We start from the raw sequence: 23,224 nt of genomic DNA, 5'->3' as shown, positions 1-23,224 counted from the left end.
CCGTGAGCGGACCCAACATCCGACTACCCGATCGTCGCCGTCACGCTGGCCGTAGTCGATGAGTTGGGTCGCCGGTCGTCGGGGGCCGTTTCCCCTCTCATGATTCGACCTCATCGAACGCACCGTGACGGCGTAAACGGTGGTCCGGTGCGTTTCGACTACCAACTTAAAAAGAGAGAAATTCGGAACCTCGCTGCCGACCGGTGGTCATCGAGATGGCCCGCCTCAGGTCGTCTCCGTCTCCCGCTCGAGGTCGCGTAGCCACTCGATCCGGTTTTCCGTTGAGGGGTGCGTCGAGGCGATCCGACCGACGAAGCCGGCGCAGACCGGGATGATGAAGAAGGCGTTCATCTCCGCCTCTTCGTGAAGGTCCTCTTTCGGCACGCGGTCCATCTGGCCGTCGATCGTCATCAGCGCAGAGGCGAGCGCGCCGGGCTTGCCTGTGATCAGCGACGATGACGAGCGCGCCCTGTCGGTTGTCGCCGCTGAAGTATCTCCGAGTTCACCGAATCTGTCGGTGAATAGGAGTAACGGCTGGTTGGCACAGCCATCGACGTTCTTGTTTGACAAGGAAACTGGCGCATTTGCGTCTCAAGAACAGGTCACATCGGCTTTGTTGAAATTCTCAGAAAATGATACGCTCTACGCCGGTTCCGGTCAACACAGTGGGACTACTTTCACGAACTCCTTGTACGGCCACCACCAGAGGCGACGCCCGCCACGGCGCGGCGTCGCCACATATTCGTAGTGGAGATACCGCCAGACGTTCTGTAACGGCAGACTCACCACGACGTACAGCAGTCTCACCGTCGCATCTCGTGTCGTTGTCGTCGCTATCGCTTGCTCGGACAAGCGATAGCTCGACTCGATACCGAACCGTTTCGCGTAGTGGTATCGAGCGTCGCGTGGTCTCTCGATGAACGGCGCGTCAGCGGCGTAGCCGTGACGCGCCATACCGTGTTCGTCATACTTCCCGTTCAGGTACGTACAATCGATGTAGACGGGAAACTCGACGGTCACAGCTGGACCGTCGAGTTTTCCTGTCAGATCATGCTGAATGACACGACTCCACCCTTCCGAGAGCTCTTGCTGAATCATCTTCCCCCACCGGATGATCGGGATTACGTACGCGTAGTTATGCGTCTGAAGCAGCGTGAGGCACTTGCTGTCGTAGAATCCGCGATCAAGATAGACGGCCTTGACCTCGGTGTCAAGGCCGTCGAGGACACCAAAGAACTCAGCGAGGACGCTGCTGGCGGTGTCGCCGTCTTCGAGACGGCGCACCGCCAGCGTGTAGCGTTTGTTCCTCACACGCGCGTAGAGTGTCGCGTAGGCGTGGAACGCGGTGGTTCCACGCTTGGCTTCCGAGTGATAGAGGGTCTCCGTGTCGTCTTCATCACCGTAGTAGGGCCGCAGGTAGAGGTCTGCGCAGACCTCCACCTGCTCAGGAAGCAGTCCGACGACATCTCGTCAAAGAAGCGTGTTAGCGACTCGTTCGAGCCGTTCCGGCTCGAACTTCGTCGGAGATGGTAGAGGATCGTGTTGGCAGCGAGGCCGTTCTGACTCGACGCACAGAGCGTAGAGACAGAGGTCCCGTCGGCGCAAGCGCCGACGAGGACCTCATAGATGTCCTCAGCAGTGATTTTAGCGTTATTGGCTAAAGAAAGCGGAACTTCCTCGTCAAGCCGGTTGCCGAGAAAGTTAAGAAGCTGGTCCTCGTGAATCTCACTGTCTGCTTGCTGGGTCGTAGACACACCTTCAGCAAGCAGACGTTCTAACTAAGCGGCTTTGTGATGTACTGAAAACTACTGCTACGCCGTCTGGTGGAATCATGGTTAACTTAACATGGCTCAATTGATAAAAAAGGCCGCGTTATCGGCTTGGTGTTTCTCACGTAGTCCACTTAATATTGACCGCAGTTGAGTCAAGTATGTTACCTACAATAGAGCCGTAGATTTAACACCACAACTATCTTTCTCATACTATATTGATGGCTCAGACCTCGAAACCCGCCGTCCGCGTCGATGTGCGAAACATCGGCGGCATCGACGAGGCGTCGGTGACGCTCCCCGACGGCGTCTCGATTTTGACCGGGCGAAATGCGACGAACCGGACCTCTTTCCTACAGGCGCTGATGGCCGGCCTCGGCAGCCGGCAGAGCTCGCTGAAGGGCGACGCCGAGGAGGGCGAGGTGAACCTCGAACTCGGCGACGAGACGCACACACGGACGCTCCAGCGCCGCGGCGACTCGATCTCCTTCGGCGGTGATCCGTACCTCGACGATCCGGAGCTGGCCGACTTGTTCGCGTTCATCTTAGAGAACAACGAGGCGCGCCGGGCGGTGGCGCGGGGCGACGACCTCCGCGAGATTATCATGCGTCCGATCGACACCGACTCGATCGACGCGGAGATCCGCGAGTGTAAGCGCGAGCGCGACAGCCTGGAGTCCGAGATCGAAAAGATCGACGACCTCGAACGCGACCTCCCCGGCCTCGAAGCCGACCGCCGCGAGAAGGTTGAGGAGCTGGAGGCGGCACAGGAAGAACTGGAAGCGGTCCGCGAGGAGCTCGACGAGCTCGACGCCGACATTGAGGAGAGCCGAACGCGCAAAGAGGAGCTCGAGGAGGCGTTCCAGCGCGTCCACGACGCGCGGTCCAAACTCGACGACCTCAAGTTCGAACTGGAAACGGAACACTCGACACTCTCGGAGCTGAAATCAGAGCGCGAAGAGTTACAGGAGACGGTCGAGGCGGCGGAGGATCCGGACGAGAACCCGGACCGCCTCGCCGGCCGCATCGACGAGCTGCGCCGCCGGAAGCGCTCGCTCGACAACGAGATCAACGAGCTCGGGAGCGTCATCGGCTTTAACGAGGACATGGTTGACGGCTCGGGGATCGACATCGACGAGGGGATGCCCGACGACGACCCGACGGACGCGCTGACCGCGGGCGACCAGACGATGTGTTGGACCTGCGGGTCCGAGGTTGAGACCGACCAGATCGAGGCAACGCTCGACCGCTTCCGGGAGCTCCGCTCCGACAAGCTCGACGAGCACAACGAGATCCGCGCGGAGATACAGGAGCTCACCGACCGGCAGTCGTCGGTCCGCGAGGAGCAACGCGAGATCGAGCGCGCCGAGGAGCGGCTCGACGCGGTCGGGACGGAGATTGAGTCGACCGAGTCGCGGATCGACGACTTAGAGGAGCGTCTCGAGTCCAAACAGGACGAGATCAAGGAGCTGGAGGAGAAGGCCGAGTCGACCGACGTCGATGGCTACAACGAGGCGCTGGAGCAGCACCGCGAGGCGAACGGGATCGAGCTTCGGATCGAGCGGCTCGAAGACGAGATCGACGAGATCGACGGCGAGATCGAGGAGCGGGAGGCCGCAATCGAGCGTCGTGAGGACCTGAATGCGGAGCACGAGGAGCTCGCCGACCGCATGACAGAGCTCCGGACGCGCGTCGACCGCATTGAGGAGAACGCCGTCGAGGGGTTCAACGAGCACATGGAGACGGTGCTCGACATCTTGGAGTACGGGAACCTCGACCGGATCTGGATCGAGCGTCGCGAGATCGAAGTTCGGGAGGGACGCCGCAAGGTCACGCGGACGCGCTTCGACCTCCACATCGTCCGCTCGTCGCCCGACGGGACAGCCTACGAGGACACGGTCGACCACCTCTCGGAGAGCGAACGCGAGGTGACCGGCCTCGTGTTCGCGCTCGCCGGCTACCTCGTCCACGACGTTCACGAGACCGTCCCGTTTGTCCTGCTCGACTCACTCGAAGCAATCGACTCGGACCGAATCGCGTGCGTCGTCGACTACTTCCGGACGCACGCCGACTACCTCGTCGCCGCGCTCCTCCCCGAGGACGCTGTTGCCCTCCCCGACGAGTACGCCCACGTCGAAACCATCGACTGATCCCTATCTTGACATCCTCCTGCGCCTGAAGATGGAGGAATCTCGAGCGGTCATCTGTCTTTAGTTAAGCGAGAAACCGCGAGATAGCGGCGGCTTATCGAGGCATCTTTCGGAAGGAATGAGGAAGTCCAGTCTGTGCACGACAAGGACTCCTCATCTCGAATTATGCGTCGACTCACTACACTGTTTCCCTCTGAGTTCCTCGAAGAGCACGCCGAGGAACTCGGCGTGGTCGAACGTGACCGCAAGCTCCAGATCCCTGCCTTCGTTTGGGCGTTCGTGTTCGGCTTCGCCGCAGGCGAAAGCCGAACACTCGCCGGGTTTAGACGCTGTTACAACTCTACTGCCGATGAGACGATCTCTCCGGGTGGATTCTATCAGCGGTTGACACCGACGCTTGCAGAGTATCTCCGCGACCTCGTCGAGCGCGGTCTCGACGAGGTCGCTGTTCCTAACGCTGTTGACGCTGATATCGACCGATTTAGAGACGTGATGATCGCTGATGGAACGGTGTTGCGGTTACACGAATTTCTCTCAGACCAATTCGAAGCCCGCCACGAGGAGCAGGCTGGAGCGAAGCTCCACCTGCTCCACAATGCCACAGAGCAGACGATTGAACGGCTCGATACTGCTAACGAGAAAACGCACGACAGCACCTTGTTCAAAACAGGGCCGTGGCTTGAGAATCGCCTCGTGTTGTTCGATCTTGCCTACTTCAAGTACCGCCGGTTTGCGCTGATCGACGAGAACGACGGCTACTTCGTGAGTCGGCTGAAGCAGAACGCAAACCCGGTGATTACGGCAGAATTACGGGAATGGCGCGGCCGCGCCATTCCCTTAGAGGGCAAGCAGCTCCGAGCTGTTCTCGATGACCTTGACCGGAAATACATCGATGTGGAGGTCGAAGTCGAATTCAAACGGGGGCCGTACAATGGGACACAGTCGCTGGATACGAAGCGATTTCGCGTCGTCGGCGTCCGCAACGAGGACGCCGACGACTACCACCTGTACATGACGAATTTAGCTAGGGAGGAGTTCTTTCCGGCGGATTTAGCGGAGATCTACCGCTGTCGGTGGGAAGTTGAGTTGCTGTTCCGGGAGCTGAAGACGCAGTACGAATTGGACGAGTTCGACACGAGTGACGAACACGTGGTGAGGATCTTATTGTACGCAGCGCTGCTGTCGCTGCTTGTAAGCCGCGATCTGTTGGATCTAGTCACTGAGCAGGCGGATGATGAGCTTGTGTTTCCGACAGAGCGCTGGGCGGCGACCTTCCGGTCGCACGCCCAGCTCATTCTCCACGAACTCGGTGAGTTCCTCGGCTACTCACCGCCGCCGCTGCTCGACCGGCTGATCGAAGACGCTCAAAAGATCCACCAGCAACGACCAATCTTACAAGAGACGCTCGCTACCGCTACACAACCGAGGTGTGAGACTTAACTAAAGACGGATGCTCGGCCAGATAGCGAGTGGGTTCTTCGCTGGCCGGAGTTTCGGTCTCTCCATTGAACAGGCCTCGAAGATGGCGAGTGCGCTCGCTCCCCGCGGGGAGTTTTCGTTAGTGATCGCCGCCTTCCTCGTGACTGCTGGAACCACTGACGCCCTCCGGGAGACGATTCCGGCGTTCACCGTCGGCTACGTCTTGCTCACGAGTATCCTCGGGACGATACTGATGCGGAACGCTTACTTCATCGAACGCGTCGCACGCGGATTCCACACTGAGTGAGACCGTAGTCAGGCGTCGCCCTTCGCTAGGGCATTCAGTGCTGAGTGCTCCTCACGCGTCCCGATAGCGACGAGGATGTCTCCTGCGCTGAGTTCAAAATCGGCAGCCGGATTCGGCGTCGTTTCCGTGCCTCGCTGAATTGCAATCACAGTCGTCCCCGTCCGGCGTTTGAGTTCGATCTCCTGGAGCGTCACCCCGGCAAGTGGGGAGTCCCTCGGGACCTCGATCCACTCGATGATTGCGTCGCCGAGTGGGACGGTCAACTCGTCGACATTCACCGACTCGAAGTACGCCCCTTCGAGAATCGACCCGAGTTTGTTTGCTTCGTCTCCCGTGAGGTCGAGGAGTTTCTCGCCGTTGGTGTCTCGATCAGGCCGTCGGTAGAGTTCACACCGGCCGTCGTGATGGACGACGACCGAGGCGAGGCTGTCATCAGCTAATTCGAGGTCGAATTTGCGGCCGACACCAGGGAGATCGGTCTCGTAGACGGTCATATCGGCTGTCCGTCGGCTAACCGAATAATACTGTGGCCTCTGATAGTGCCTATACGAATTTCAGTTTTCTGCTGTCGGATGGGACGAAGCTGCAACCCCTTCCAAATCCTCCGTCATAGGTCAGTATCCGCGTGTAGTATTCAGAAAGTGTTGAAGTTTCATGGATTCCCTACACTCATATCCCGAACAGCTGCCCCGTAGGACAAATATACATTTACCCCGGCATCGCTAGTTGTAGTGAATGAACGTTCTCGTTCCTGTCCAATATCCACTCACGGAGATGAACAGACAGGCAATCCGCCGCGGCCAGGATTTGACCGACGGAAATGAAGGAACTGAACTGTTGATCTTCCACCTTAACCAAGTTCTAGAGGACCGTCGTGTCAGTCGGAAAGAGCTCCGAGCCGCGGTTGAATCTGCAGTGGGGGAGATCGACGCAAACTACGTTATTCGAGATGGGTTCTTTGTAGAGGAAGCGGTCATCGAAATAGCGATCGAATTCGAGATGGATATGATCGTCCTCAGCGAACAGCGACGGAATCGATGGCAACGTCTCCTCAGCGTGATATTCGGGATAGAGCGAGACCCAGAGGAAGTGATTGAGGAAGCGACGGGTATCGAAGTAACTGTGATCCGGGATCCAGATGCCGAAAATAGTTCTCTCGAATAAATATCGAGCACCGTGGGTAGCACTCCCGCGAAGTTGACAACTGAGACACCTTTCGAACATAGTCGTCTCACGAATACCTCCATAGAGTGCGAATGGAGGAAGTGACCGATACAAAACTCTACGAGTACACAACTGAGGTGATCGTTGAAGTCATAGGGATCGATAACTGTAGCGACTGCGCTTTGGGTTCGTATCAATTTGCCTTAAGTGACAGAGATGGAATTATCCGGTCAAAAGCCGATATCGAGGATGAGCCCGTATCTCACGTGGAATCCACTCTTTAAGATGCCGGATACACCCTCAAACGGTCTGAAAAGAATTTAAGATCCCGCTGGACTATGCGGCCGAGACCACCATGTATTGAGCGATTCGAGTTCTCTCTACTGATCGAACTCAATCCGACTATACGATTCGCTGGGATTCAACAAAGTGTTGGTATTACACCCTTATCAGCGATTATATGGATTATTCTAATGGCTCTTCTCAGAGTGAGAGCCAACGAATCTGCTATCTGTGTGAAGCGTACCAACTCGGAATTGCTATCAGAAACAATCTCGAAGACCGCAACCTCATCACCGCGTTTGAGAGCCTTAGTCACTCGATTGATAATATTGAAGATGGGTATCCGTCGTGGCATCCCGCGCCACTCTCCTTTCGCGCGATGGTCTTCTCATTCGTGTTCATGGAGATCACTGGAGATTCGTACGCCGACTTCAGTCGACGACTTACCCGACAGCCTGAGGTGGCGACGGTCCTCGGGTTTAGTCGGGTGCCCGATGAATCAGCGTTCTCACGGGCGTGGCGAAATCGATTTGACGACGCGACCCACAAATATGTCCACGCTGCCGCCCACTTCGTTGTCAAAGAAGTCCACGATCGCAACATCTCAGCGCCGGAGGTGCGGCCTAAGGCAAAGATCGTCGACGACACGCAAGAAGACGGGGGATCAGTAGAAGACAAATCCTTCTCACAGGAGAAGATCATCCAGACGACGCGCCTCGCACGTGATCACGCCTATGAACACTTCGACTCGGATCGGGCGTCGAACGCCTCGTACGAGGACACGCAATTTTTCGAGTTACAGACGTTCATGGGGATGGTTCGGTGTGGAACCGCGCAGGGAGCGACTCGCTTCCAGTACCGTCGTGGTGAAGAGTATGGACCCCACGGAGACACGCACCTCCGCGCTGTCAAACAGTTCGATCCCGATGAGCTCGTGAACGGCTTCAATGAGACAACGGATCGCTTGCTTTCCGTGATCGCTTCTGAATCCTCATTCCGCCGTCCAGTCACTGCGGCGATCGACATCACGACCATCCCCTATTACGGGGATGTCGAAGGGATGTCGATGGTTAGCGGGACGAAGGACAGAGACGGTCGAGCGTTCAAATTTGCGACGCTTTCGATCATCGGACAGAACATTCCGCTGATCTTGGCTGTCGAGCCGGTCCGAGAGAGCTCTGAGTGGGATGAGAACCCGTCGAATCAGATCCATCGTACTGTTCGGCGCCTCGTTCGACGAGCGAAAGAACACGTTCCGATCGAGACAGTACTGTGTGATCGAGAGTTTGACTCGAGACAAGTGTTCCAGACACTCTCAAACCTCGATGTGAACTACCTCATACCCAAGCGGATCTCCAGCTCCGAACAGGATGTACTCGAACAAATGGTGGAAGACGACCAAGAGGTGGCTGTTGAATCGGCTTCTGTCCATGTGGAATCTGGATCGCATCCAATGCGGCTCCTGTACGTACCGTCGACGAGTGGAGAGGGAACGGCCGTCTTCGCTACGAATCTTCGAGTCGGTCCCGAGGAAGCCGAGACATTCTGTCAGCGCTACAGCCGCCGGTGGCAGATCGAGAGTGAGTACAAATCGATCAAAGGTGATTTTCTCGCGAAGACCTCCTCAAAAGATTACCGTGTTCGCCTATTCTACTTCGTGTTCGCGGTCCTCTTGTACAATATCTGGCGGCTGACCGACTTCCTGCTGAAAGCGGATATCGACAGCGAGATGGACTACGCACCTGTGATTACTGCGGGTGAGTGTGTTGAGCTCGTTGCCTCGGCGTTGATCCCGCACGACTAATCGGCTGAGCTCTCGCTGGGTCCGCCGCTCAAGAGTGACAACCGTATTCAGCAGCGCCAAAATCCACGCAATTTCGTACGCTCGTCCGGTAGTTCGAGAGTAAGGATTCAAAATCGATCCCCGACCGCTGAGAATCACCACGACTTGATGGCTATTCGAACCAAAACTAGCCTATCCTCCGAAACTGTGGGGGTCGTCTGTGTCCAGATTTTATATAGCGACATACAATTTATTTGCTCGGCTTCGGACGGTTCAGTGTCGTCCTACGAGCAACGGAATCCGCGCAGATCCGATCGAACTCCCGCCGAGAGCGGAACGATTACCCCGGATGCACCCCCAACGTCGGCCATGGCCGACTCCGACTGGGGCGACTGGCTGCCGCGCGCGATTGCGGACGCCGACCCCGACACGGTGGCGCTGTGGTACCTGGGCTGCAACGGCTTCGCGATCAAGGGGAGCGAGGGGACGACCCTCTGGATCGACCCCTACGTCGGCACCGGTGACCCGCCGCGGACGATCCGGATGATTCCGGTGCCGTTCGATCCCGAAGATATCGACGAGGCGGACGCGGTGTTGGCGACTCACGAACACACGGACCACGTCCACGGCCCCTCGCAGGCCCCGATTCTCGCGAACACCGACGCCGACTTCGTCGCGCCGGACGACTCCCTCGCTGTCGCCCGCGAGGAGGAGCGTTGGACCGAGGACTTCGAGGTCGACGAGGAGGCGTTCCTCGAGGTGACCGAGGGCGACGAGCTGAAGATCGGCGAATTCACCGTACACGTCGTCGAAACGCAGGACGCGGACGCGACGCACCCGGTCGGGTACGTGATCGAACACGACTTGGGCACCCTGTTCCACGCCGGCGACAGCAAGCCCTCGGAATCGTTCTCGGGGCTCGCCGAGAAGTTCGACGTCGATCTCGGTATCCTCGCGTTCGGGTCCGTCGGCCGAGTTCCGGACAAGGAAACGGGCGAGCCGGTCGAAACGAAGTGGTACAGCGACGAGAACGAGATCGCGGCCGCCGCCGAGGACCTCGCGCTCGACCGGCTCGTCCCGACTCACTGGGACATGTGGAAGGGGCTGACCGCGGACCCCACCGCCCTCCACGAGCACGTCAGGAGCCGCTCGCATCCGAATCGGCTGGAGATAGTCGAGATCGGCGACCGGATCGATCTGTAGGTCTCGACCCCGATCGGGTCGATACCGCGATTTTCTCCGATCGGTGGTTATCAACGCCGAAACGCGGCCCGTGGAATTTAAGCCCCTGCTCCGGGAGGGTCTCCGTATGAGCGAACGGACGGCAGAAGCGACGACGACCGTCGACGAGGACGGTATTCGCGTCGAGAAGTCCTTCACGGACGACGCGTTCCCCGTACCCGCGGTGATGTACGAGCTCTCCTCGACCCGCGAGGACCCGGTGCGCGTGCGCATCGTCGACCGGATCCCCGAGTCGTTCCCGATGGACCGCATCGGGTTCCACCCGGAGTACGAGAGCGAGAACTGGACCGCCTACAAGGACCACCGCGTGGAGTTCGAGCGCGTGATCGATCCCGACGAGGGGATCGAGACGGTGTTCGGCATCCGCGACGACGACCCGGACCTCGACGGGTTCCTCGGAACGCCGGTGATAGAGCACGTCCCGGTCGGCGAGGAGATCGAAGACGTCCTCGGCGCCGGCGACACCGACGCCGTCAGGGAGGTTCTCTCCGGTGACCGCGCGACGCTCCCCGGAATGGAGGAGCCGCTCGCGCCCGAAGGCGAGGCGGACGCGGTCGAAGCCGACGAGGGCGTGGTCACCGAGGCGGAAGCCGCGGCCGAACCGGGAGACGCCGACGAGTCCCCGGAGGCCGCGGAAGGCGACGAGGATCCGGCCGACACCGAGTCTCCCGAACCGCGTGAGGTCGTCGAGGGGACCGCCGCGGTCACCTCGCACGGCGAGGAATCGGTCGAAGACGTGCCTGGCGCGGACGGCTCCGAGACGGACGAGCCGGCGGTCGACGAGGCGGCAGGGACGACTGAGGGCGAGACGGACGAATCGGTTGACGACGGGCCGGAAGCGCCCGAGTCGGGCGTCGACGAGGAGCAGGAACCGATCGACGCGGCGGGGACGATACCCGCGCCCGCCCCGGAGGAGGGGCTCGCCGCGGCGCTCGCCTCGGAGATCCGCGCGGGCGAGGTGGACGACGACGACCTCGAAACCCTGCGGTCCGAACTCGATATCGGCGTCCCGCACAGCGTCGACGTGCGGATCGCCCGCCTCCAGTCGAGCGTCGCCGACATCGAGGCGTACGCCGACGCGCTCGCGGAGTTCATCGACGGCGAGGGGACCGCTCGCGAGATCCTCGACGAGCTCGACGAGAAGGTGGACGCGGTCGAGTCCGAGACGGCCGCGATCGACGACCGGCTCGCCTCTGCCGACGCCGACCGGAACGACCTGCGCGAGGAGGTCTCGCGGGTCGGCGAGTCGGTCGAGTCGGTGACCGACGAGGTCGACGCCGTGTCCGAGCGCGTCGATGACGTCGACGACCGTGTTGAAGGCGTTGAATCGGGCGTTTCCGGCGTCGAGGAGTCGGTTGCGAGCGTCGAGGAGACCGTCGACGGCGTCGCCGACGACGTGTCGCGGCTCGACGACGAGACGACGGGCCTCGACGAGGCGGTCGACGACCTGGGCGACGACGTGGAGACGCTGTACGAGGAAGTCGACGACGCCGCCGCGGGGCTGGAGGCGGCGGAGGCCCGGGTGGACGACGTGGAGTCCCGGACCGAGCGGTTCGACGAGGAGTTCGACGATCTCTGGGACGACCTCGCGGAGGTCGACACCCGCCTGACCGACATCGAGGGCCGTCTCGGCGAGGACCTCGACGACGTCGAGTCGGAGATCGACGCGATCAACGACCACCTCGAAGAGCTCGAAGCCTTCAGAAAACGGCTCAACGAGGCCTTCGGTCCGTAATCGGAGTCTGACGCGGCCCCGCGACGCCGAAGTGGCAGCGAGCGGAAAGCGCAACCCGTTTTACCCGCGGCGGCCCATCTCCGGTAATGAGCGAACCGGTACCGGTCGCCGTCCCGAGGAAAGGCCGACCGCTCGAAGCGGTCCTCGAGCGGATCGCGGCCGTCGGCCCCGACGACCGGCTTGACGGGCTCGCGGACCGCGTGAGCAACACCCTCCGGTACGAGAAGGCCGTCACGAAGGGCCGCGTCGACGCCGAGGACGGCCCCTACGAGCGGCTGAGCGAGTACTCAGACCCCGGAGATCCCCGCGAGCCCGAATTCACGCTGCTGCGCGACGACCGGGACGGCAAACCCCGCCGGATCGTCTTCGACGCGGCCACCGTCGATCTCGGCGACGTGACGCTGAAGCTCGTCGGCCGCGAGGAGCCGTTCCGAGCGCTCCGGACGCACGAGTTCGCGCTCGGGTTCGACTCCGCGGACCTCGTCTTGGAGGAGGTTGTCGGGATCCGGCCCGGCGGTCTCGGGCAGATCGCCGACATCAACGAGCGGATCGACCCCGTCGACACCGACGTACGCGTGGTCAACGGGCTCGGCGACACCGTGTATCACACGCTGATGGGGCGTCCAGATGGGATCGAGCCGGGCACCGACCTCGATCGGGCCTTCGTCGCGGAGTACGAGGGGCCGCTGTGTATCTCTCCGCGCTACGAGCGGCTCGTCACCGCCGTGCTGGGAACGGACGCGCTGGAGGGGGTCGAGTTCGTCTATCCGAACGCGGACGAAGAGGAGGAAGCCGCCATCGCTCGAGTCGGGCTCGGCGTCTACCTCACGGTCACGGGCTCGACGGCCCGCGAACACGGGCTCGTCGTCGGCGAACATCTCTTCCCCAGCGAGACCGTCCTGATGCGGAACGCGGCCGAACGCGATCCGCGCGTCGAACGCGCGCTCGACGCGATCGCCGTCGAAGCGGCGTCCTCGGAGATCCGCGTCTGACTCGATATCTTACTATAGCGGCATACGATATACTCGTCGGCGATCGATCGTCTTCCCCGTGCATCTCGGATCGATGTGCGGTGAGAGCGACCCGGTAACCGGGTCTCGCCCCCTCGACTACTGTGGCGCCGCAACGGGCCCGATGCTACTCGGTGGATTTCTCCTCCCGTGACGCTAGAACACTCGTAAGTGATGAGAGAGCGCCCGCGACGCCCCGGAAGAAGTGACGAGTGCGTTGATCCGGACGAGTCTGGGACAGCACCCGACATCGCGCACGATGACTTGGTCCGCCTCTCCGGCGCCACAGGGCCCGAGTGGTAGCCACCGTCCTCGAACGTGAGGTCGAACCCGCCGATCGGATTCGATCGACGGAGCACGGAATGAGGCGACCATCGCCTCGAGATCCGAGAACTCGTCCCCGCTGTCTCGTTGTCGCCGTCTCGAGTGACTCGGTACCACCCGACGTGATGATCTCGGCAAGCGAAGCTCGTCGGATCGACTGTTGAATTATATCTTGATTTCTAGTGACAACTTCTCTTCTTTACGGTACTAGAAACATAGATATTCGACACAAAGCCGCTCTTTAGCAGTCCTACAGTACTGTATAAGTGACCTTATCCGGAATTATGGGATAGATTGAAGGCGGCGGCCCGAGTAGCCCGAGTCGAGAGATGAGCGACGACCGACGCTCGGTGAAGACGTACGTCCCCGAAGATCAGAAGGCGATCTGGCAGGACCACGCCGACGAGTTGGGGATGTCCCAAAGCGAGTTCGTCAGAACGATGGTACAGGCCGGGAGACGCGGGTTTTCGATCGAGGAGCTCGGCAGCCCCGTCGAACCCGATCCGTCGGGGTCTGACCCTGGGGGTAGCGACCTCGAAAGGCGGGTGGAAGCGGCGCTCGCCGACGGGGTGCTCTCGTGGGAGGAGCTCGTCGACGCGGTGTTCGACGACTTCGAAGGTCGGCTGGAAGACGCGCTCGATTCGCTCCAAGATCGGAACCGCGTCCGGTACAACGGGCGGGAAGGGGGGTACGCGCTGATCGATGAGTAGCGCGCGAGCCCCCGCCGAGGTCGACGATCCGATCGGGTACTTCATCGAGGACCTCACCTATCACGGCAAAACCGAACGGACGCGGGAGTCCTACGAGCGCGTGCTCCGTCGGTTCGAGTCCTTTCTCGACTCGGGGACCGCGCCCGCGTCGGCCACCCACCGCGACTGCATGGCGTTCGTCCACTCGCTGCGCGGCGACGCCGCCGACAGCACGGTGGCGACGTACGCGGCGTACCTCCACCGGTTTTACGGGTACATGACCGAGGTCGGCGTCTTCGAGGGGAACCCCATGACGCTCGTCATGGAGGAGATGGACGAGACGGTGGACAAGGATCCCGCGCGACGAGACGTGTCGATTCCGGCGATGCGCGAGTTCGTCGCCGGTGTTCGGCATCCCCTCCACCGCGCGCTCGTCGTCGCCCTGTTGAAGACCGGAATGCGGGTCGGCGAGCTCTGCAACCTCGATCTCCGCGATCTCGCGATCGACGACGAGGAGGTCCGAGAGGCGTTCGACCTCGGGACGCGACCGGCCCTCGCGGACCGGCCGAACTCGCTGTACGTCACCCCGGACGCGACGGTGGGCGAGGAGCTGAACGGCGAGGTTCGGACCGCGTCGAACAAGCGCAAGCGGGCCACCGTCATCCCGGTCGACGACGAGCTGGCGCGGACGCTGAAAGGGTGGCTCGCCGTGCGGCCGGACGGATCTTCGGACGCGAACCCCCTGTTCGTCGGTACCGCGGAGAGGTGGGGCGAGCGGCTCGATCCGCAGGCGGTCAGACACGTCGTCGAGCGCTACGCCCGCGACGCGGGCTGGTACCGCACGGGCGGCGGCGCCGCCGAGAACGTCACGCCCCACTACTTCCGGCACTTCTTCACGACGCACCTCCGGGACAGGACGGGGGATCGCGGCGTCATCAAGTACCTGCGTGGCGATGTCGCCGACGACGTGATCGACACGTACACCCACAACTGGGGCGATCAGGTCCGCGAGACGTACGAAGCGAACGTGTACCGGCTGTTGGAGTAGCGACCGCATACGCTGAGCGACTTCACCGAATTCTGTCGCCGAGTATCCAACTCATCTGACGTTCGATGACGACCAAATAAATTGTATATCGCTATACTGAATGGGGAGATTTCTCGAATCGTCGCCGATTCGAAAAACCGGACGCAGAGTCACTCTCGAAGCGATGGCGGTCCGGACGAACACGATCCCGACGCGGGCGGTCGGGACGGCAAACACCGAACCGCTCATGGTGCGTCGCCGAAAGAGTGAACTAACCGACGTATGTCCCTCCTCGAAGTAATCACGGTCACCGGGCTCTCGGTGCTGACGGGCACGGTGGCGGCCCTCCTCTTCTGTGTGGAGCGTCGACAGCTGCATCGAACCGCGGACGAGTTCGCCGTCCGGTTCCGGGGCGTCTCCCCGTATCTCGGAGCCGCCGGGGCGTTCCTCCTGCTCAAGCAGGCCACGCACGGCTATCGGCTCCGGCTCTCGCGCGCGCTGAACTGGAACGTTACCGACGAGCTCCACGCCGTCGAAGGCGGGTTCGTGGCGACGCTACAGAACGCTGTGCCGCCGGCGGCACTAGAGTTCTTCTCGGCGACGTACGTCTTGGGGTTCGCGTTCCTGTTGGTGACCGCGCCGGTGCTGTACTTCGTGTCGTCCTCTCAGCGACGGCTGAAGGAGCTGCTGGTCGCGTACGTGGTGAACTACATGATCGGGTCCCTCTGTTACACGCTGTTTATCGCGTACGGACCCCGGAACCACCTCCCGACCGTGGAGGGGCTGATGTACCAGTTCTACCCGGCGACGCAGACGCTCACGGCCGCGGTGTCGTCGAACACGAACGTCTTCCCCTCCCTTCACACGTCGCTCGCGGTGGCCGTCGCCCTCGTCGCGTGGCGGTCCCGGCGCGAACATTCCCGCTGGTTCGCGATCGCCGCGTTCGTCGCGACGAGCGTCGTGATATCTACGATGTACCTCGGCATCCACTGGCTGACGGACGTGGTCGCGGGGCTCGCGCTCGGCTGGGGAAGCGTTAGGCTGGCCGGGCACATCGTCGCGTCCGCGGAGACGCGATCGAGCGCAACGCGGCCCCGACAGGGAGGGATCGGGATCGACGGCGACGACTGATCACGTCGATGTCACCCGAGTCGCTTATTTCACCAGCGTCGTCGGAACCGTGGTCTCTCGGGTGACTGCCTCGGCGACGCTTCCGATGAGGGCCCGTGAGAGCCCCGAGCGACCGTGCGTTCCGAGCACGACGTGATCGAAGCCTTCCGCTTCGACGTACTCGGCGATCCGGCGCTCCGCCTCGCCCGTGAGGAAGGTGACCGCCACGTCGCGATCGCCGGCGACCTCGCGAACGGCGTCGAACACCGACGTGGCCGTCTCATCGCCCACGTCGTCGAGTTCGTCGATCGGCGCTTGAAAGACCTCCTCCGTGTCCTCAGGGAGCATGTCGAAGTCGGGGTAGGCGACGTGGACGACGGTGATCTGCGCGTCCGGGAACGTTTCGAAGGCGAACGCGAGCGCCTCGCGGCTCAGCGGCGAGTCGTCCATCGCGACGAGCACGTCGTCGGTCATACGTCGCCTTCGACGGGTGACGGTATCAAACCGGGGCCTATCGGGGCGCCACGAATGTAGCCCGCCGCGCGTGAACACGTTCGGGATCGGACCCAAACGGATAGGGCGAAAACTCCGAGTAAGCTGATGTTCGACGACCTCGACACGGACCGGCGACCGCTGGTTCTCATCTGGGAGGTGACGCAGGCGTGCGGGCTCGCCTGCCGTCACTGCCGCGCCGACGCGAAGCCGGCGCGTCACCCGGACGAGCTGACGACCGAGGAGGGGAAACGGCTCCTCGACGACGCGGCGGAATTCGGGGACGGACAGCTCGTCGTGCTCTCGGGCGGCGACCCGCTCGCCAGAGACGACCTGTTGGAGCTGGTCGCGCACGGTGACGACCAGGGCCTTCGAATGACGATCACCCCCAGCGGGACGGGGTCGCTGACGCCCGCCCGGGTCGAGGATCTCGCCGACGCCGGGATCCGGCGGATGGCGCTCAGTCTCGATGGCGCGACGCGCGAGCGCCACGACCGATTCCGGGGCGAGGAGAGCTTCGAGAGCACCCTCGAAGCGGCAGAGGCGGCGTCCGACGCGGGTCTGCCGCTGCAGATCAACACGACCGTCTGCGCGGAGACCGTCGACGAGCTCCCGGCGATCCGCGACCGGGTGCGGGACCTCGGCGCGGTCCTCTGGAGCGTGTTCTTCCTCGTTCCCGTCGGTCGGGGACGGATCCTCGACCCCATCCCGCCGGAGCGGGCCGAGGCCGTGATGGAGTGGCTCCACGGGGTCGCCGAGTCGGAGCCGTTCGGCGTCAAGACGACCGAAGCGCCCTTCTACCGCCGCGTCGGGCTCCAGTCAGACGGCAACAAGGGTGCGGTCCGGCGGCGCGGCGGGATCACCGCCGGCCGCGGGTTCGCGTTCGTGAGCCACACCGGCGAGGCGTACCCGTCGGGGTTCCTCCCGGAGTCCGCCGGTAACGTCCACGAGCGGTCGATCGTCGACATCTACCGGAACACGGACCTGTTCGAGTCGCTGCGCGATCCCGACCGGCTGAAGGGGAAGTGCGGCGCCTGCGAGTTCCGGCAGGTGTGCGGCGGAAGTCGCTCGCGGGCGTTCGCGACGACTGGAGACCCGCTGGAGAGCGATCCCCTGTGTCCGTACGTGCCGGAGGGATACGACGGCGAGTTGCCGGCGACGCTCGCCGGCGGAGCGGGTGCATCGACCGGCACGCCCGACGCCGCGGACTGAGTCGCGGCGTGGGACCGTCGACGGCGTGGGCGACGATGCGTACCGTGGCGAACCGAACCCTGCGCTATGCGTGTGGGCGGGTGTGTGAAACTAGCCGCACGCCGAGTGCCAGCCATCCCAGACCGAGCGGGATGAGGACCGCGTTCGTCCGGACGAGAAGCCGTGCAAGCGGTAGCGGGAGGCCGAACAGCAGATCGGCGGCGATCAGAACGAGCGGAATCGCTGGCGCGAGTAGCAGCAGCCACGACGTGACGGAGGCCCGTTTTTCACCTCGGCGGAGGGCAAGCCCGATCCCGCCGGCGCCGGCGACCGTGAGGGTCAGTCCGAGCAGCGTCGCCATCGAAAGTAGGAGGCCCGCCGGATCCTCGCCCGTCGCCGGAACCGCTCGGAACCCCGCCTCGACGAACAGCGCTGTCCGGCGAACCAACAGCGCGGAAACGATCGCCATTCCGACCGCCGTCGCGGCGACGCTGGCGCGGCCCAGTCGGCCGAATCGATCTCCGATCGTCGCGGAGACGCCTCCGAGACCGGCAAGCATCAGTACCCAGCCGACGAGCGAGCCCGCATCGAAGGCGCTCGTGACGTAGGGGCGGGTTCCGAAGACGGCGATCTGTATCCACGGAAGGCCGACCGCGAGTAGCGTCCCGACGATAGCGGCCGCACCGCTCCACCTCCGCGCTCGGCGGCGACGATCGGCGTTCCGCGTTTCTTCGGATCCCATACTGAAGCGCCTCTCAGAACACCGAACGCGTGGCAGCTAGATATGGCGTTTGATCGGGACTGAGTCACCTCCTTCGAGACATCGTGTCCGGCCTGCGAAGCAAATCGCCCGACTGTGAGGGGCCGTTTTTCGGAACCAAATGGTCGCCAGAAAATCGGCGATTTTGAGAAACGCGAATCCGCCGAATTGGGAGCCGTAGACGGCTCTAGAAGTTGATTTTATTTTACTCTGATCCGGCTTAATTTCGGATGGGCGCTGCAGGATTTGAACCCGCGACAGCTTGGTCCGAAGCCAAGCACTCTATCCAGACTGAGCTAAGCGCCCGTACGCCTCGCTACTTCGGTGAGGATGTTAAGTCCCGCGATTCGAAATCGCTATGGACCGTCTGGGGTCGATGTCAGCGATCCCGATGTCATATGTGATCAAAAAGAATATTATCGGGACCCGGCATGGTTCCCGTAGTAGATGTGTCTTGGTCGTACGGCGTCATCGCCGAACGAGTGGCCCGAGTCGGTTCCGTCGTCGCTGAGGTACGCCCATGTATGACCTGAGGCCACACTTCGACGAGGAGGTCGAACCCGGGACGAACCTCCTTCTCACCGGGCCGCCGCTCACGGGCAAGCGGTCGCTCATGATGGACCTGTTGGCGGCCGGGACCGAGCACGGTGACGGCGCGATCGTCGTCACCACGAAGGACGGTGCCGACCGCGTCCTGAGAGATTACAAGAAGCGGACGCCCTACGAGGGGAAGCCGGTGGCGGTCGTCGACTGCGTCACCCGCCAGCAGGGCGTCAGCGACGCCCGCGAGTCCGATCGGATCAAGTACGCCTCCTCGCCCGTGGACATGACGGGCATCGGGATCAAGCTCTCGGAATTCCTGCAGGCGTTCAGCGATCGCGGGATCGAGGAGAACCGCGTGATGGTCCACTCGCTGTCGACGCTGCTGATGTACTCGGACCTCCAGACGGTGTTCCGCTTTCTCCACGTGTTCACCGGTCGGATCCAGAGCGTGAACGGCCTCGGGCTGTTCAGCATCGACTCGACCTCTCACGACGAGCAGGCGATGAACACCCTCAAACAGCTCTTCGACGGCGTCATCACGGTTCCCGAGGACGGCGAGCCGAAGATCCGGCTTGCCTGAGCCGGTCGGAGACCCGATTCGCCCGCGCCGCCGTGCGTTTCAGCTGGATAACATCTTCGCCGGCGGGCGTTTTAATCCTCGCAACCGCGTACACACAGCTATGCCCATCACCGACGACGAGGGACTCGATCGACTGCTCGACGCCGACACGATCGCCGTAATCGGCTGCTCGACGACGCCCGGGAAGGCCGCCCACGACGTGCCGGCGTACCTCCAGCAGCACGGGTACCACGTGATCCCGGTGAACCCCTTCGCCGACGAGGTGCTCGGCGAGACGGCGTACGACGAACTGGCCGAGGTGGAGGCCGACGTGGACCTCGTGAACGTGTTCCGCCCGAGCGGGGAGGTGCCGGAGGTCCTCGGCGCCGTGCGCGAGCGACACGCGGAGCGCGGCGACGCGGGCGCGGCGTGGCTCCAGTTGGGGATCAGCCACGACGAGGCGGCCGCGGAGGCGGAGGCCGACGGGATCGAAGTCGTTCAGGACCGGTGTATGAAAGTCGAACACGGGCGGCTTCGCGGGTAGCGAAGCGAATCAGACGACGCCTCGATCCCTATCCTTCCCACTCCTCGAAGGAGCGGTACACGCCCTTCGAGAGGTATCGCTCTGAGGAGTCGGCGAACACGGTGGCGACCGTCTCGTAGGGGGCGTCGATCTCGCCGTCGCGGATCCCGCGAGCGACCCGCTTGGCCGCGATCGCGTTCGCGGCCGCGGAGGAGGCGACGAGCTGTCCCTCCTCGGCCGCGAGCCGACCCATCTCCCCGTGGACCTCACGGTCGGGGATAGCCCGAATGTCGTCGACGAGCTCCGGGTCGAACAGCTCGTTCCGCTCGATGTCGTGGGTGCCGATCCCCTCGGTCTTGTACTCCTCGTGGTCGACCTCCTCGCCGAGGAACTCGCGGTACGCGGAACCGGCGGGCTCGACGGCGACGACGTGGGTGTCGGGATGCCGCTCGCGGAAGTAGCGGGCCATCCCCATCAGCGTCCCGGCGGTGCCGCAGCCGGCGACGACGGCACCGACCCTGTCGTCGAGCGCGTCGCCGATCTCGGGGGCGGTGGTCGCGTAGTGCGCCTCGGCGTTGAGCGGGTTCGAGAACTGCTGAGGAACGACCGCGTCGTCGAGCTCCTCGGCGATCTCGTGGGCGCGATCGATGGCGAACCCCATCCCGTCCTCGCTCGGGGTGTTGACCACCTCGGCGCCGAGCGCACGCATGAGCTGCTGTTTCTCCACCGAGAACCGCTCGGGGACGACGAACACCGCGTTCAGCCCCAGCTGTCTGGCGGCGACCGCCAGCCCGATCCCGGTGTTGCCCGCGGTGGGCTCGACGACGGTGCCGCCTTCACCCACGTCGCCGCGTTCGAGCATGCGTTCGAGCATGTACTTCCCGATGCGGTCCTTGATGCTCGCACCGGGGTTGAACGACTCCAGCTTCGCGTACACCGGCACCTCGTCCGGGGAGTCGTGCACCCGGACGAGCGGCGTCTCCCCGATCGTCTCCAACACCGACGAGAGGGGCTCCCGATGGGTCGTCATGTTGCCGCAATCGTTGCCGGCCCTTTTGCGTGTTTCCATGATCGGTGCGGTCGATCCCTCGCGAACGCCGCCTCGCCGCGCGTGAGACCGTGCCGGGGATCGAACAAACTTATGCCCCTCGTCCGGTTCCGAAGAGATATGAGCGAGACCGATGCGCAGGCCGACGTGACGGTCGTCCTTCCGGACGGATCAGAGCTGGACGTTCCGGCGGGGGCGACAGTCGAGGACGTCGCCTTCGAGATCGGCCCCGGGCTCGGTCGCGACACGGTCGCGGGGAAGATCGACGGCGAACTCGTCGAGAAGCACGCGGCGGTCCACGACGGCGCGCGGATCGAGATCGTCACGGACCAGTCCGACGAGTACCTCACGGTGCTACGCCACTCCGCGGCCCACGTCTTCGCGCAGGCGCTCCAGCGGCTCTACCCGCAGGCGACGCTCACGATCGGCCCCCCGACCGACGACGGGTTCTACTACGACGTGACCGACGTGGACCTCGACGAGGACGACCTCGACGCCATCGAAGACGAGATGGACGACATCATCGCGGCCGACTACGACATCGAGCGCGAGGTCCGCTCGAGCGAGGAGGCCAAGGAGATCTACGCCGACAACGAGTACAAACTGCAGATCTTAGCGGAGGAGGCCGACGACGAGGAGGTCACCTTCTACGCGCAGGACGGCTGGCGCGACCTCTGTCGGGGCCCGCACGTCGAGTCGACCGGCGAGATCGGCGCGGCGACGCTCTTGGAGGTCTCGGCCGCTTACTGGCGCGGCGACGAGGACAACGACACGCTCACCCGCGTGTACGGGACGGCGTTCGCCTCCGAGTCCGACCTCGAGGAGCACTTGGAGATGCGCGAGGAGGCGATGGAGCGCGACCACCGGAAGATCGGACAGGAGATGAACCTGTTCTCGATCCCGACGGTGACCGGCCCCGGCCTCCCGCTGTACCACCCGCCGGGGAAGACCGTGCTCCGGGAGCTGTCGGACTTCGCGAACGAGCTCAACCGCGAGCACGGCTACGAGGAGGTCGAGACCCCGCACGTGTTCCGGACGGAGCTGTGGAAGCAGTCCGGCCACTACGAGAACTACAAAGACGACATGTTCCTCCTCGACGTGAACGACGAGGAGTACGGGCTCAAGCCGATGAACTGCCCGGGCCACGCGACGATCTTCGACCAGCAGTCGTGGTCGTACCGCGACCTCCCGCAGCGCTACTTCGAGAACGGGAAGGTGTACCGGAAGGAACAGCGCGGCGAGCTCTCCGGGCTCTCGCGCGTCTGGTCGTTCACCATCGACGACGGGCACCTGTTCGTCCGACCGGACCAGATCCGCCAGGAGATCGAGTCCGTCATCGAGATGATCTTCGAGGTCGTCGAGACGCTCGACCTCGACGTCGAGGTCGCGCTGGCGACCCGCCCCGACAAGTCCGTCGGCGGCGACGAGATCTGGGAGTCCGCGGAGGAACAGCTCCGCGACGTGCTGGAGTCGGGCGGCTACGACTACGACGTCGAGCCCGGCGACGGCGCCTTCTACGGCCCGAAGATCGACTTCGGGTTCGAGGACGCGCTGGGACGGGTCTGGGACGGCCCGACGGTCCAGCTCGACTTCAACATGCCCGACCGGTTCGATCTGACCTACACGGGCGAGGACAACGAGGACCACCAGCCGGTGATGATCCACCGGGCTCTGTACGGGAGCTACGAGCGCTTCTTCATGGTGCTCATCGAGCACTTCGACGGCGACTTCCCGCTGTGGCTCGCGCCCGAGCAGGTCCGCATCCTCCCCGTCTCCGACGAGACGCTCGGCTACGCGCACCGCGTCAAAAACGAGCTGGAGGACGCCGGCTTCCGCGTCGAGGTCGAGGACCGCGACTGGACGGTCGGCCGCAAGATCCGCGCCGGCCACGACGACCGCCTCCCGTACATGGTGATCGTCGGCGACGACGAGCAGGAGGCCGGCACGGTCTCGGTCCGCGACCGCTTCGAGAACCAGCGCGGCGACGTCGACCTCGACGACTTCGTCGACCACCTCGTCGACGAGCGCGACGAGAAGCGGACGGAGCCGGAGTTCGTCGACGCGGAGTAGGGTCTCGGGGGCGAACGGTCAACCCCG

20 protein-coding genes, 1 tRNA gene and 3 pseudogenes are annotated in these 23,224 nt (G+C 63.1%); 17 read left to right on the top strand and 7 right to left on the bottom strand.

Annotation, left to right across the window (positions count from 1 at the left end; all coding sequences use genetic code 11):
* Positions 1-225 precede the first annotated feature (225 nt).
* Positions 226-453, bottom strand: a pseudogene (locus EDM04_RS12145) (zinc metalloprotease HtpX); the annotation flags it as partial.
* A 25-nt stretch (positions 454-478) separates the two neighbouring features.
* Here EDM04_RS12145 and EDM04_RS19150 point away from each other — a divergent pair.
* Positions 479-610, top strand: a pseudogene (locus tag EDM04_RS19150) (RNA-guided endonuclease TnpB family protein); the annotation flags it as partial.
* 59 nt (positions 611-669) lie between these two features.
* Here EDM04_RS19150 and EDM04_RS12135 read toward each other — a convergent pair.
* Positions 670-1,754 (bottom strand): annotated as a pseudogene (locus EDM04_RS12135) (ISH3 family transposase); the annotation flags it as partial.
* 236 nt (positions 1,755-1,990) lie between these two features.
* On the opposite strand from EDM04_RS12135, the gene EDM04_RS12130 reads away from it, so the two are divergent.
* The 3 genes from EDM04_RS12130 to EDM04_RS12120 all read left to right on the top strand — a co-directional run bounded on the left by EDM04_RS12130 (position 1,991) and on the right by EDM04_RS12120 (position 5,645).
* Positions 1,991-3,919, top strand: a complete 1,929-nt coding sequence (locus EDM04_RS12130) for an archaea-specific SMC-related protein (RefSeq protein ID WP_123622464.1) — start codon at positions 1,991-1,993, stop codon at positions 3,917-3,919.
* Positions 3,920-4,084: 165 nt separating this feature from the next.
* On the top strand, positions 4,085-5,359 hold the full coding sequence (locus EDM04_RS12125; protein ID WP_123622722.1) for an IS4 family transposase: 1,275 nt from the start codon (positions 4,085-4,087) through the stop codon (positions 5,357-5,359).
* Between the two features lie 10 nt (positions 5,360-5,369).
* Positions 5,370-5,645, top strand: a complete 276-nt coding sequence (locus EDM04_RS12120) for a hypothetical protein (protein ID WP_123622462.1) — start codon at positions 5,370-5,372, stop codon at positions 5,643-5,645.
* An 8-nt stretch (positions 5,646-5,653) separates the two neighbouring features.
* Here the strand turns inward: EDM04_RS12120 and EDM04_RS12115 are convergent, their stop codons facing one another.
* Positions 5,654-6,139, bottom strand: coding sequence for a cation:proton antiporter regulatory subunit (locus tag EDM04_RS12115; RefSeq protein WP_123622460.1), 486 nt, complete (start codon positions 6,137-6,139; stop codon positions 5,654-5,656).
* Between the two features lie 241 nt (positions 6,140-6,380).
* On the opposite strand from EDM04_RS12115, the gene EDM04_RS12110 reads away from it, so the two are divergent.
* The 9 genes from EDM04_RS12110 to EDM04_RS12070 all read left to right on the top strand — a co-directional run bounded on the left by EDM04_RS12110 (position 6,381) and on the right by EDM04_RS12070 (position 16,032).
* The gene (locus tag EDM04_RS12110; protein WP_123622458.1) at positions 6,381-6,809 is read left to right on the top strand and encodes a universal stress protein; all 429 of its coding nucleotides are present in this window, start codon (positions 6,381-6,383) and stop codon (positions 6,807-6,809) included.
* Between the two features lie 92 nt (positions 6,810-6,901).
* Complete coding sequence (locus EDM04_RS12105; RefSeq protein WP_123622456.1) at positions 6,902-7,093, top strand: hypothetical protein; 192 nt, start codon at positions 6,902-6,904, stop codon at positions 7,091-7,093.
* A 176-nt stretch (positions 7,094-7,269) separates the two neighbouring features.
* Positions 7,270-8,895, top strand: a complete 1,626-nt coding sequence (locus EDM04_RS12100) for a transposase (protein ID WP_394338982.1) — start codon at positions 7,270-7,272, stop codon at positions 8,893-8,895.
* Positions 8,896-9,243: 348 nt separating this feature from the next.
* Positions 9,244-10,077 (top strand): MBL fold metallo-hydrolase, encoded by an 834-nt coding sequence (locus EDM04_RS12095; RefSeq protein WP_123622454.1) that lies wholly within the window; start codon positions 9,244-9,246, stop codon positions 10,075-10,077.
* Positions 10,078-10,183: 106 nt separating this feature from the next.
* Complete coding sequence (locus tag EDM04_RS12090; RefSeq protein ID WP_123622452.1) at positions 10,184-11,851, top strand: hypothetical protein; 1,668 nt, start codon at positions 10,184-10,186, stop codon at positions 11,849-11,851.
* Positions 11,852-11,937: 86 nt separating this feature from the next.
* A complete protein-coding gene (locus tag EDM04_RS12085) occupies positions 11,938-12,843 on the top strand; it encodes a hypothetical protein (protein ID WP_123622450.1) in 906 nt (301 codons plus the stop codon).
* Positions 12,844-13,514: 671 nt separating this feature from the next.
* Positions 13,515-13,895: a DUF5805 domain-containing protein gene (locus EDM04_RS12080; RefSeq protein WP_123622448.1), complete on the top strand. Its 381-nt coding sequence runs from the start codon at positions 13,515-13,517 to the stop codon at positions 13,893-13,895.
* Entirely contained in the window at positions 13,888-14,922 is a 1,035-nt protein-coding gene (locus tag EDM04_RS12075) for a tyrosine-type recombinase/integrase (protein ID WP_123622446.1), read from the top strand. The genes EDM04_RS12080 and EDM04_RS12075 overlap by 8 nt, the downstream gene beginning before the upstream one ends.
* A 261-nt stretch (positions 14,923-15,183) precedes the next feature.
* Positions 15,184-16,032, top strand: coding sequence for a phosphatase PAP2 family protein (locus EDM04_RS12070; RefSeq protein WP_123622444.1), 849 nt, complete (start codon positions 15,184-15,186; stop codon positions 16,030-16,032).
* Positions 16,033-16,056: 24 nt separating this feature from the next.
* Here the strand turns inward: EDM04_RS12070 and EDM04_RS12065 are convergent, their stop codons facing one another.
* A complete protein-coding gene (locus EDM04_RS12065) occupies positions 16,057-16,485 on the bottom strand; it encodes a universal stress protein (protein WP_123622442.1) in 429 nt (142 codons plus the stop codon).
* 126 nt (positions 16,486-16,611) lie between these two features.
* On the opposite strand from EDM04_RS12065, the gene EDM04_RS12060 reads away from it, so the two are divergent.
* Complete coding sequence (locus EDM04_RS12060) at positions 16,612-17,715, top strand: radical SAM protein (protein WP_123622440.1); 1,104 nt, start codon at positions 16,612-16,614, stop codon at positions 17,713-17,715.
* A 64-nt stretch (positions 17,716-17,779) separates the two neighbouring features.
* Here EDM04_RS12060 and EDM04_RS12055 read toward each other — a convergent pair whose 3' ends face one another.
* Positions 17,780-18,436, bottom strand: coding sequence for a hypothetical protein (locus tag EDM04_RS12055; RefSeq protein WP_123622438.1), 657 nt, complete (start codon positions 18,434-18,436; stop codon positions 17,780-17,782).
* 249 nt (positions 18,437-18,685) lie between these two features.
* A tRNA-Arg gene (locus EDM04_RS12050) sits at positions 18,686-18,760 on the bottom strand.
* 214 nt (positions 18,761-18,974) lie between these two features.
* Here EDM04_RS12050 and EDM04_RS12045 point away from each other — a divergent pair.
* Together EDM04_RS12045 and EDM04_RS12040 are read left to right on the top strand one after the other, a co-directional pair.
* The gene (locus EDM04_RS12045; protein ID WP_123622436.1) at positions 18,975-19,577 is read left to right on the top strand and encodes a recombinase RecA; all 603 of its coding nucleotides are present in this window, start codon (positions 18,975-18,977) and stop codon (positions 19,575-19,577) included.
* A gap of 100 nt (positions 19,578-19,677) precedes the next feature.
* Positions 19,678-20,100, top strand: a complete 423-nt coding sequence (locus EDM04_RS12040) for a CoA-binding protein (protein ID WP_123622434.1) — start codon at positions 19,678-19,680, stop codon at positions 20,098-20,100.
* Between the two features lie 28 nt (positions 20,101-20,128).
* On the opposite strand, the gene EDM04_RS12035 is transcribed toward EDM04_RS12040, so the two are convergent.
* The gene (locus tag EDM04_RS12035; RefSeq protein ID WP_123622431.1) at positions 20,129-21,109 is read right to left on the bottom strand and encodes a PLP-dependent cysteine synthase family protein; all 981 of its coding nucleotides are present in this window, start codon (positions 21,107-21,109) and stop codon (positions 20,129-20,131) included.
* Between the two features lie 111 nt (positions 21,110-21,220).
* On the opposite strand from EDM04_RS12035, the gene thrS reads away from it, so the two are divergent.
* Positions 21,221-23,197: a threonine--tRNA ligase gene (thrS, locus tag EDM04_RS12030; RefSeq protein ID WP_206424460.1), complete on the top strand. Its 1,977-nt coding sequence runs from the start codon at positions 21,221-21,223 to the stop codon at positions 23,195-23,197.
* Positions 23,198-23,224 lie beyond the last annotated feature (27 nt).

The sequence above is a fragment of the Halorubrum sp. CSM-61 genome (genome assembly GCF_003781945.1).
GTDB lineage: Archaea > Halobacteriota > Halobacteria > Halobacteriales > Haloferacaceae > Halorubrum.
The sequence above is the reverse complement of the archived record's forward strand: the minus strand, read 5'-3'. Positions and strand labels throughout refer to the sequence as shown.

Excerpts from the sequence above, each read along its gene's own strand:
- EDM04_RS12130 (WP_123622464.1), top strand. The coding sequence starts at position 1,991 with ATGGCTCAGACCTCGAAACCCGCCGTCCGCGTCGATGTGCGAAACATC.
- EDM04_RS12125 (WP_123622722.1), top strand. The coding sequence starts at position 4,085 with ATGCGTCGACTCACTACACTGTTTCCCTCTGAGTTCCTCGAAGAGCAC.
- EDM04_RS12120 (WP_123622462.1), top strand. The coding sequence starts at position 5,370 with ATGCTCGGCCAGATAGCGAGTGGGTTCTTCGCTGGCCGGAGTTTCGGT.
- EDM04_RS12115 (WP_123622460.1), bottom strand. The coding sequence starts at position 6,139 with ATGACCGTCTACGAGACCGATCTCCCTGGTGTCGGCCGCAAATTCGAC.
- EDM04_RS12110 (WP_123622458.1), top strand. The coding sequence starts at position 6,381 with ATGAACGTTCTCGTTCCTGTCCAATATCCACTCACGGAGATGAACAGA.
- EDM04_RS12105 (WP_123622456.1), top strand. The coding sequence starts at position 6,902 with ATGGAGGAAGTGACCGATACAAAACTCTACGAGTACACAACTGAGGTG.
- EDM04_RS12100 (WP_394338982.1), top strand. The coding sequence starts at position 7,270 with ATGGATTATTCTAATGGCTCTTCTCAGAGTGAGAGCCAACGAATCTGC.
- EDM04_RS12095 (WP_123622454.1), top strand. The coding sequence starts at position 9,244 with ATGGCCGACTCCGACTGGGGCGACTGGCTGCCGCGCGCGATTGCGGAC.
- EDM04_RS12090 (WP_123622452.1), top strand. The coding sequence starts at position 10,184 with ATGAGCGAACGGACGGCAGAAGCGACGACGACCGTCGACGAGGACGGT.
- EDM04_RS12085 (WP_123622450.1), top strand. The coding sequence starts at position 11,938 with ATGAGCGAACCGGTACCGGTCGCCGTCCCGAGGAAAGGCCGACCGCTC.
- EDM04_RS12080 (WP_123622448.1), top strand. The coding sequence starts at position 13,515 with ATGAGCGACGACCGACGCTCGGTGAAGACGTACGTCCCCGAAGATCAG.
- EDM04_RS12075 (WP_123622446.1), top strand. The coding sequence starts at position 13,888 with ATGAGTAGCGCGCGAGCCCCCGCCGAGGTCGACGATCCGATCGGGTAC.
- EDM04_RS12070 (WP_123622444.1), top strand. The coding sequence starts at position 15,184 with ATGTCCCTCCTCGAAGTAATCACGGTCACCGGGCTCTCGGTGCTGACG.
- EDM04_RS12065 (WP_123622442.1), bottom strand. The coding sequence starts at position 16,485 with ATGACCGACGACGTGCTCGTCGCGATGGACGACTCGCCGCTGAGCCGC.
- EDM04_RS12060 (WP_123622440.1), top strand. The coding sequence starts at position 16,612 with ATGTTCGACGACCTCGACACGGACCGGCGACCGCTGGTTCTCATCTGG.
- EDM04_RS12055 (WP_123622438.1), bottom strand. The coding sequence starts at position 18,436 with ATGGGATCCGAAGAAACGCGGAACGCCGATCGTCGCCGCCGAGCGCGG.
- EDM04_RS12045 (WP_123622436.1), top strand. The coding sequence starts at position 18,975 with ATGTATGACCTGAGGCCACACTTCGACGAGGAGGTCGAACCCGGGACG.
- EDM04_RS12040 (WP_123622434.1), top strand. The coding sequence starts at position 19,678 with ATGCCCATCACCGACGACGAGGGACTCGATCGACTGCTCGACGCCGAC.
- EDM04_RS12035 (WP_123622431.1), bottom strand. The coding sequence starts at position 21,109 with ATGACGACCCATCGGGAGCCCCTCTCGTCGGTGTTGGAGACGATCGGG.
- thrS (WP_206424460.1), top strand. The coding sequence starts at position 21,221 with ATGCCCCTCGTCCGGTTCCGAAGAGATATGAGCGAGACCGATGCGCAG.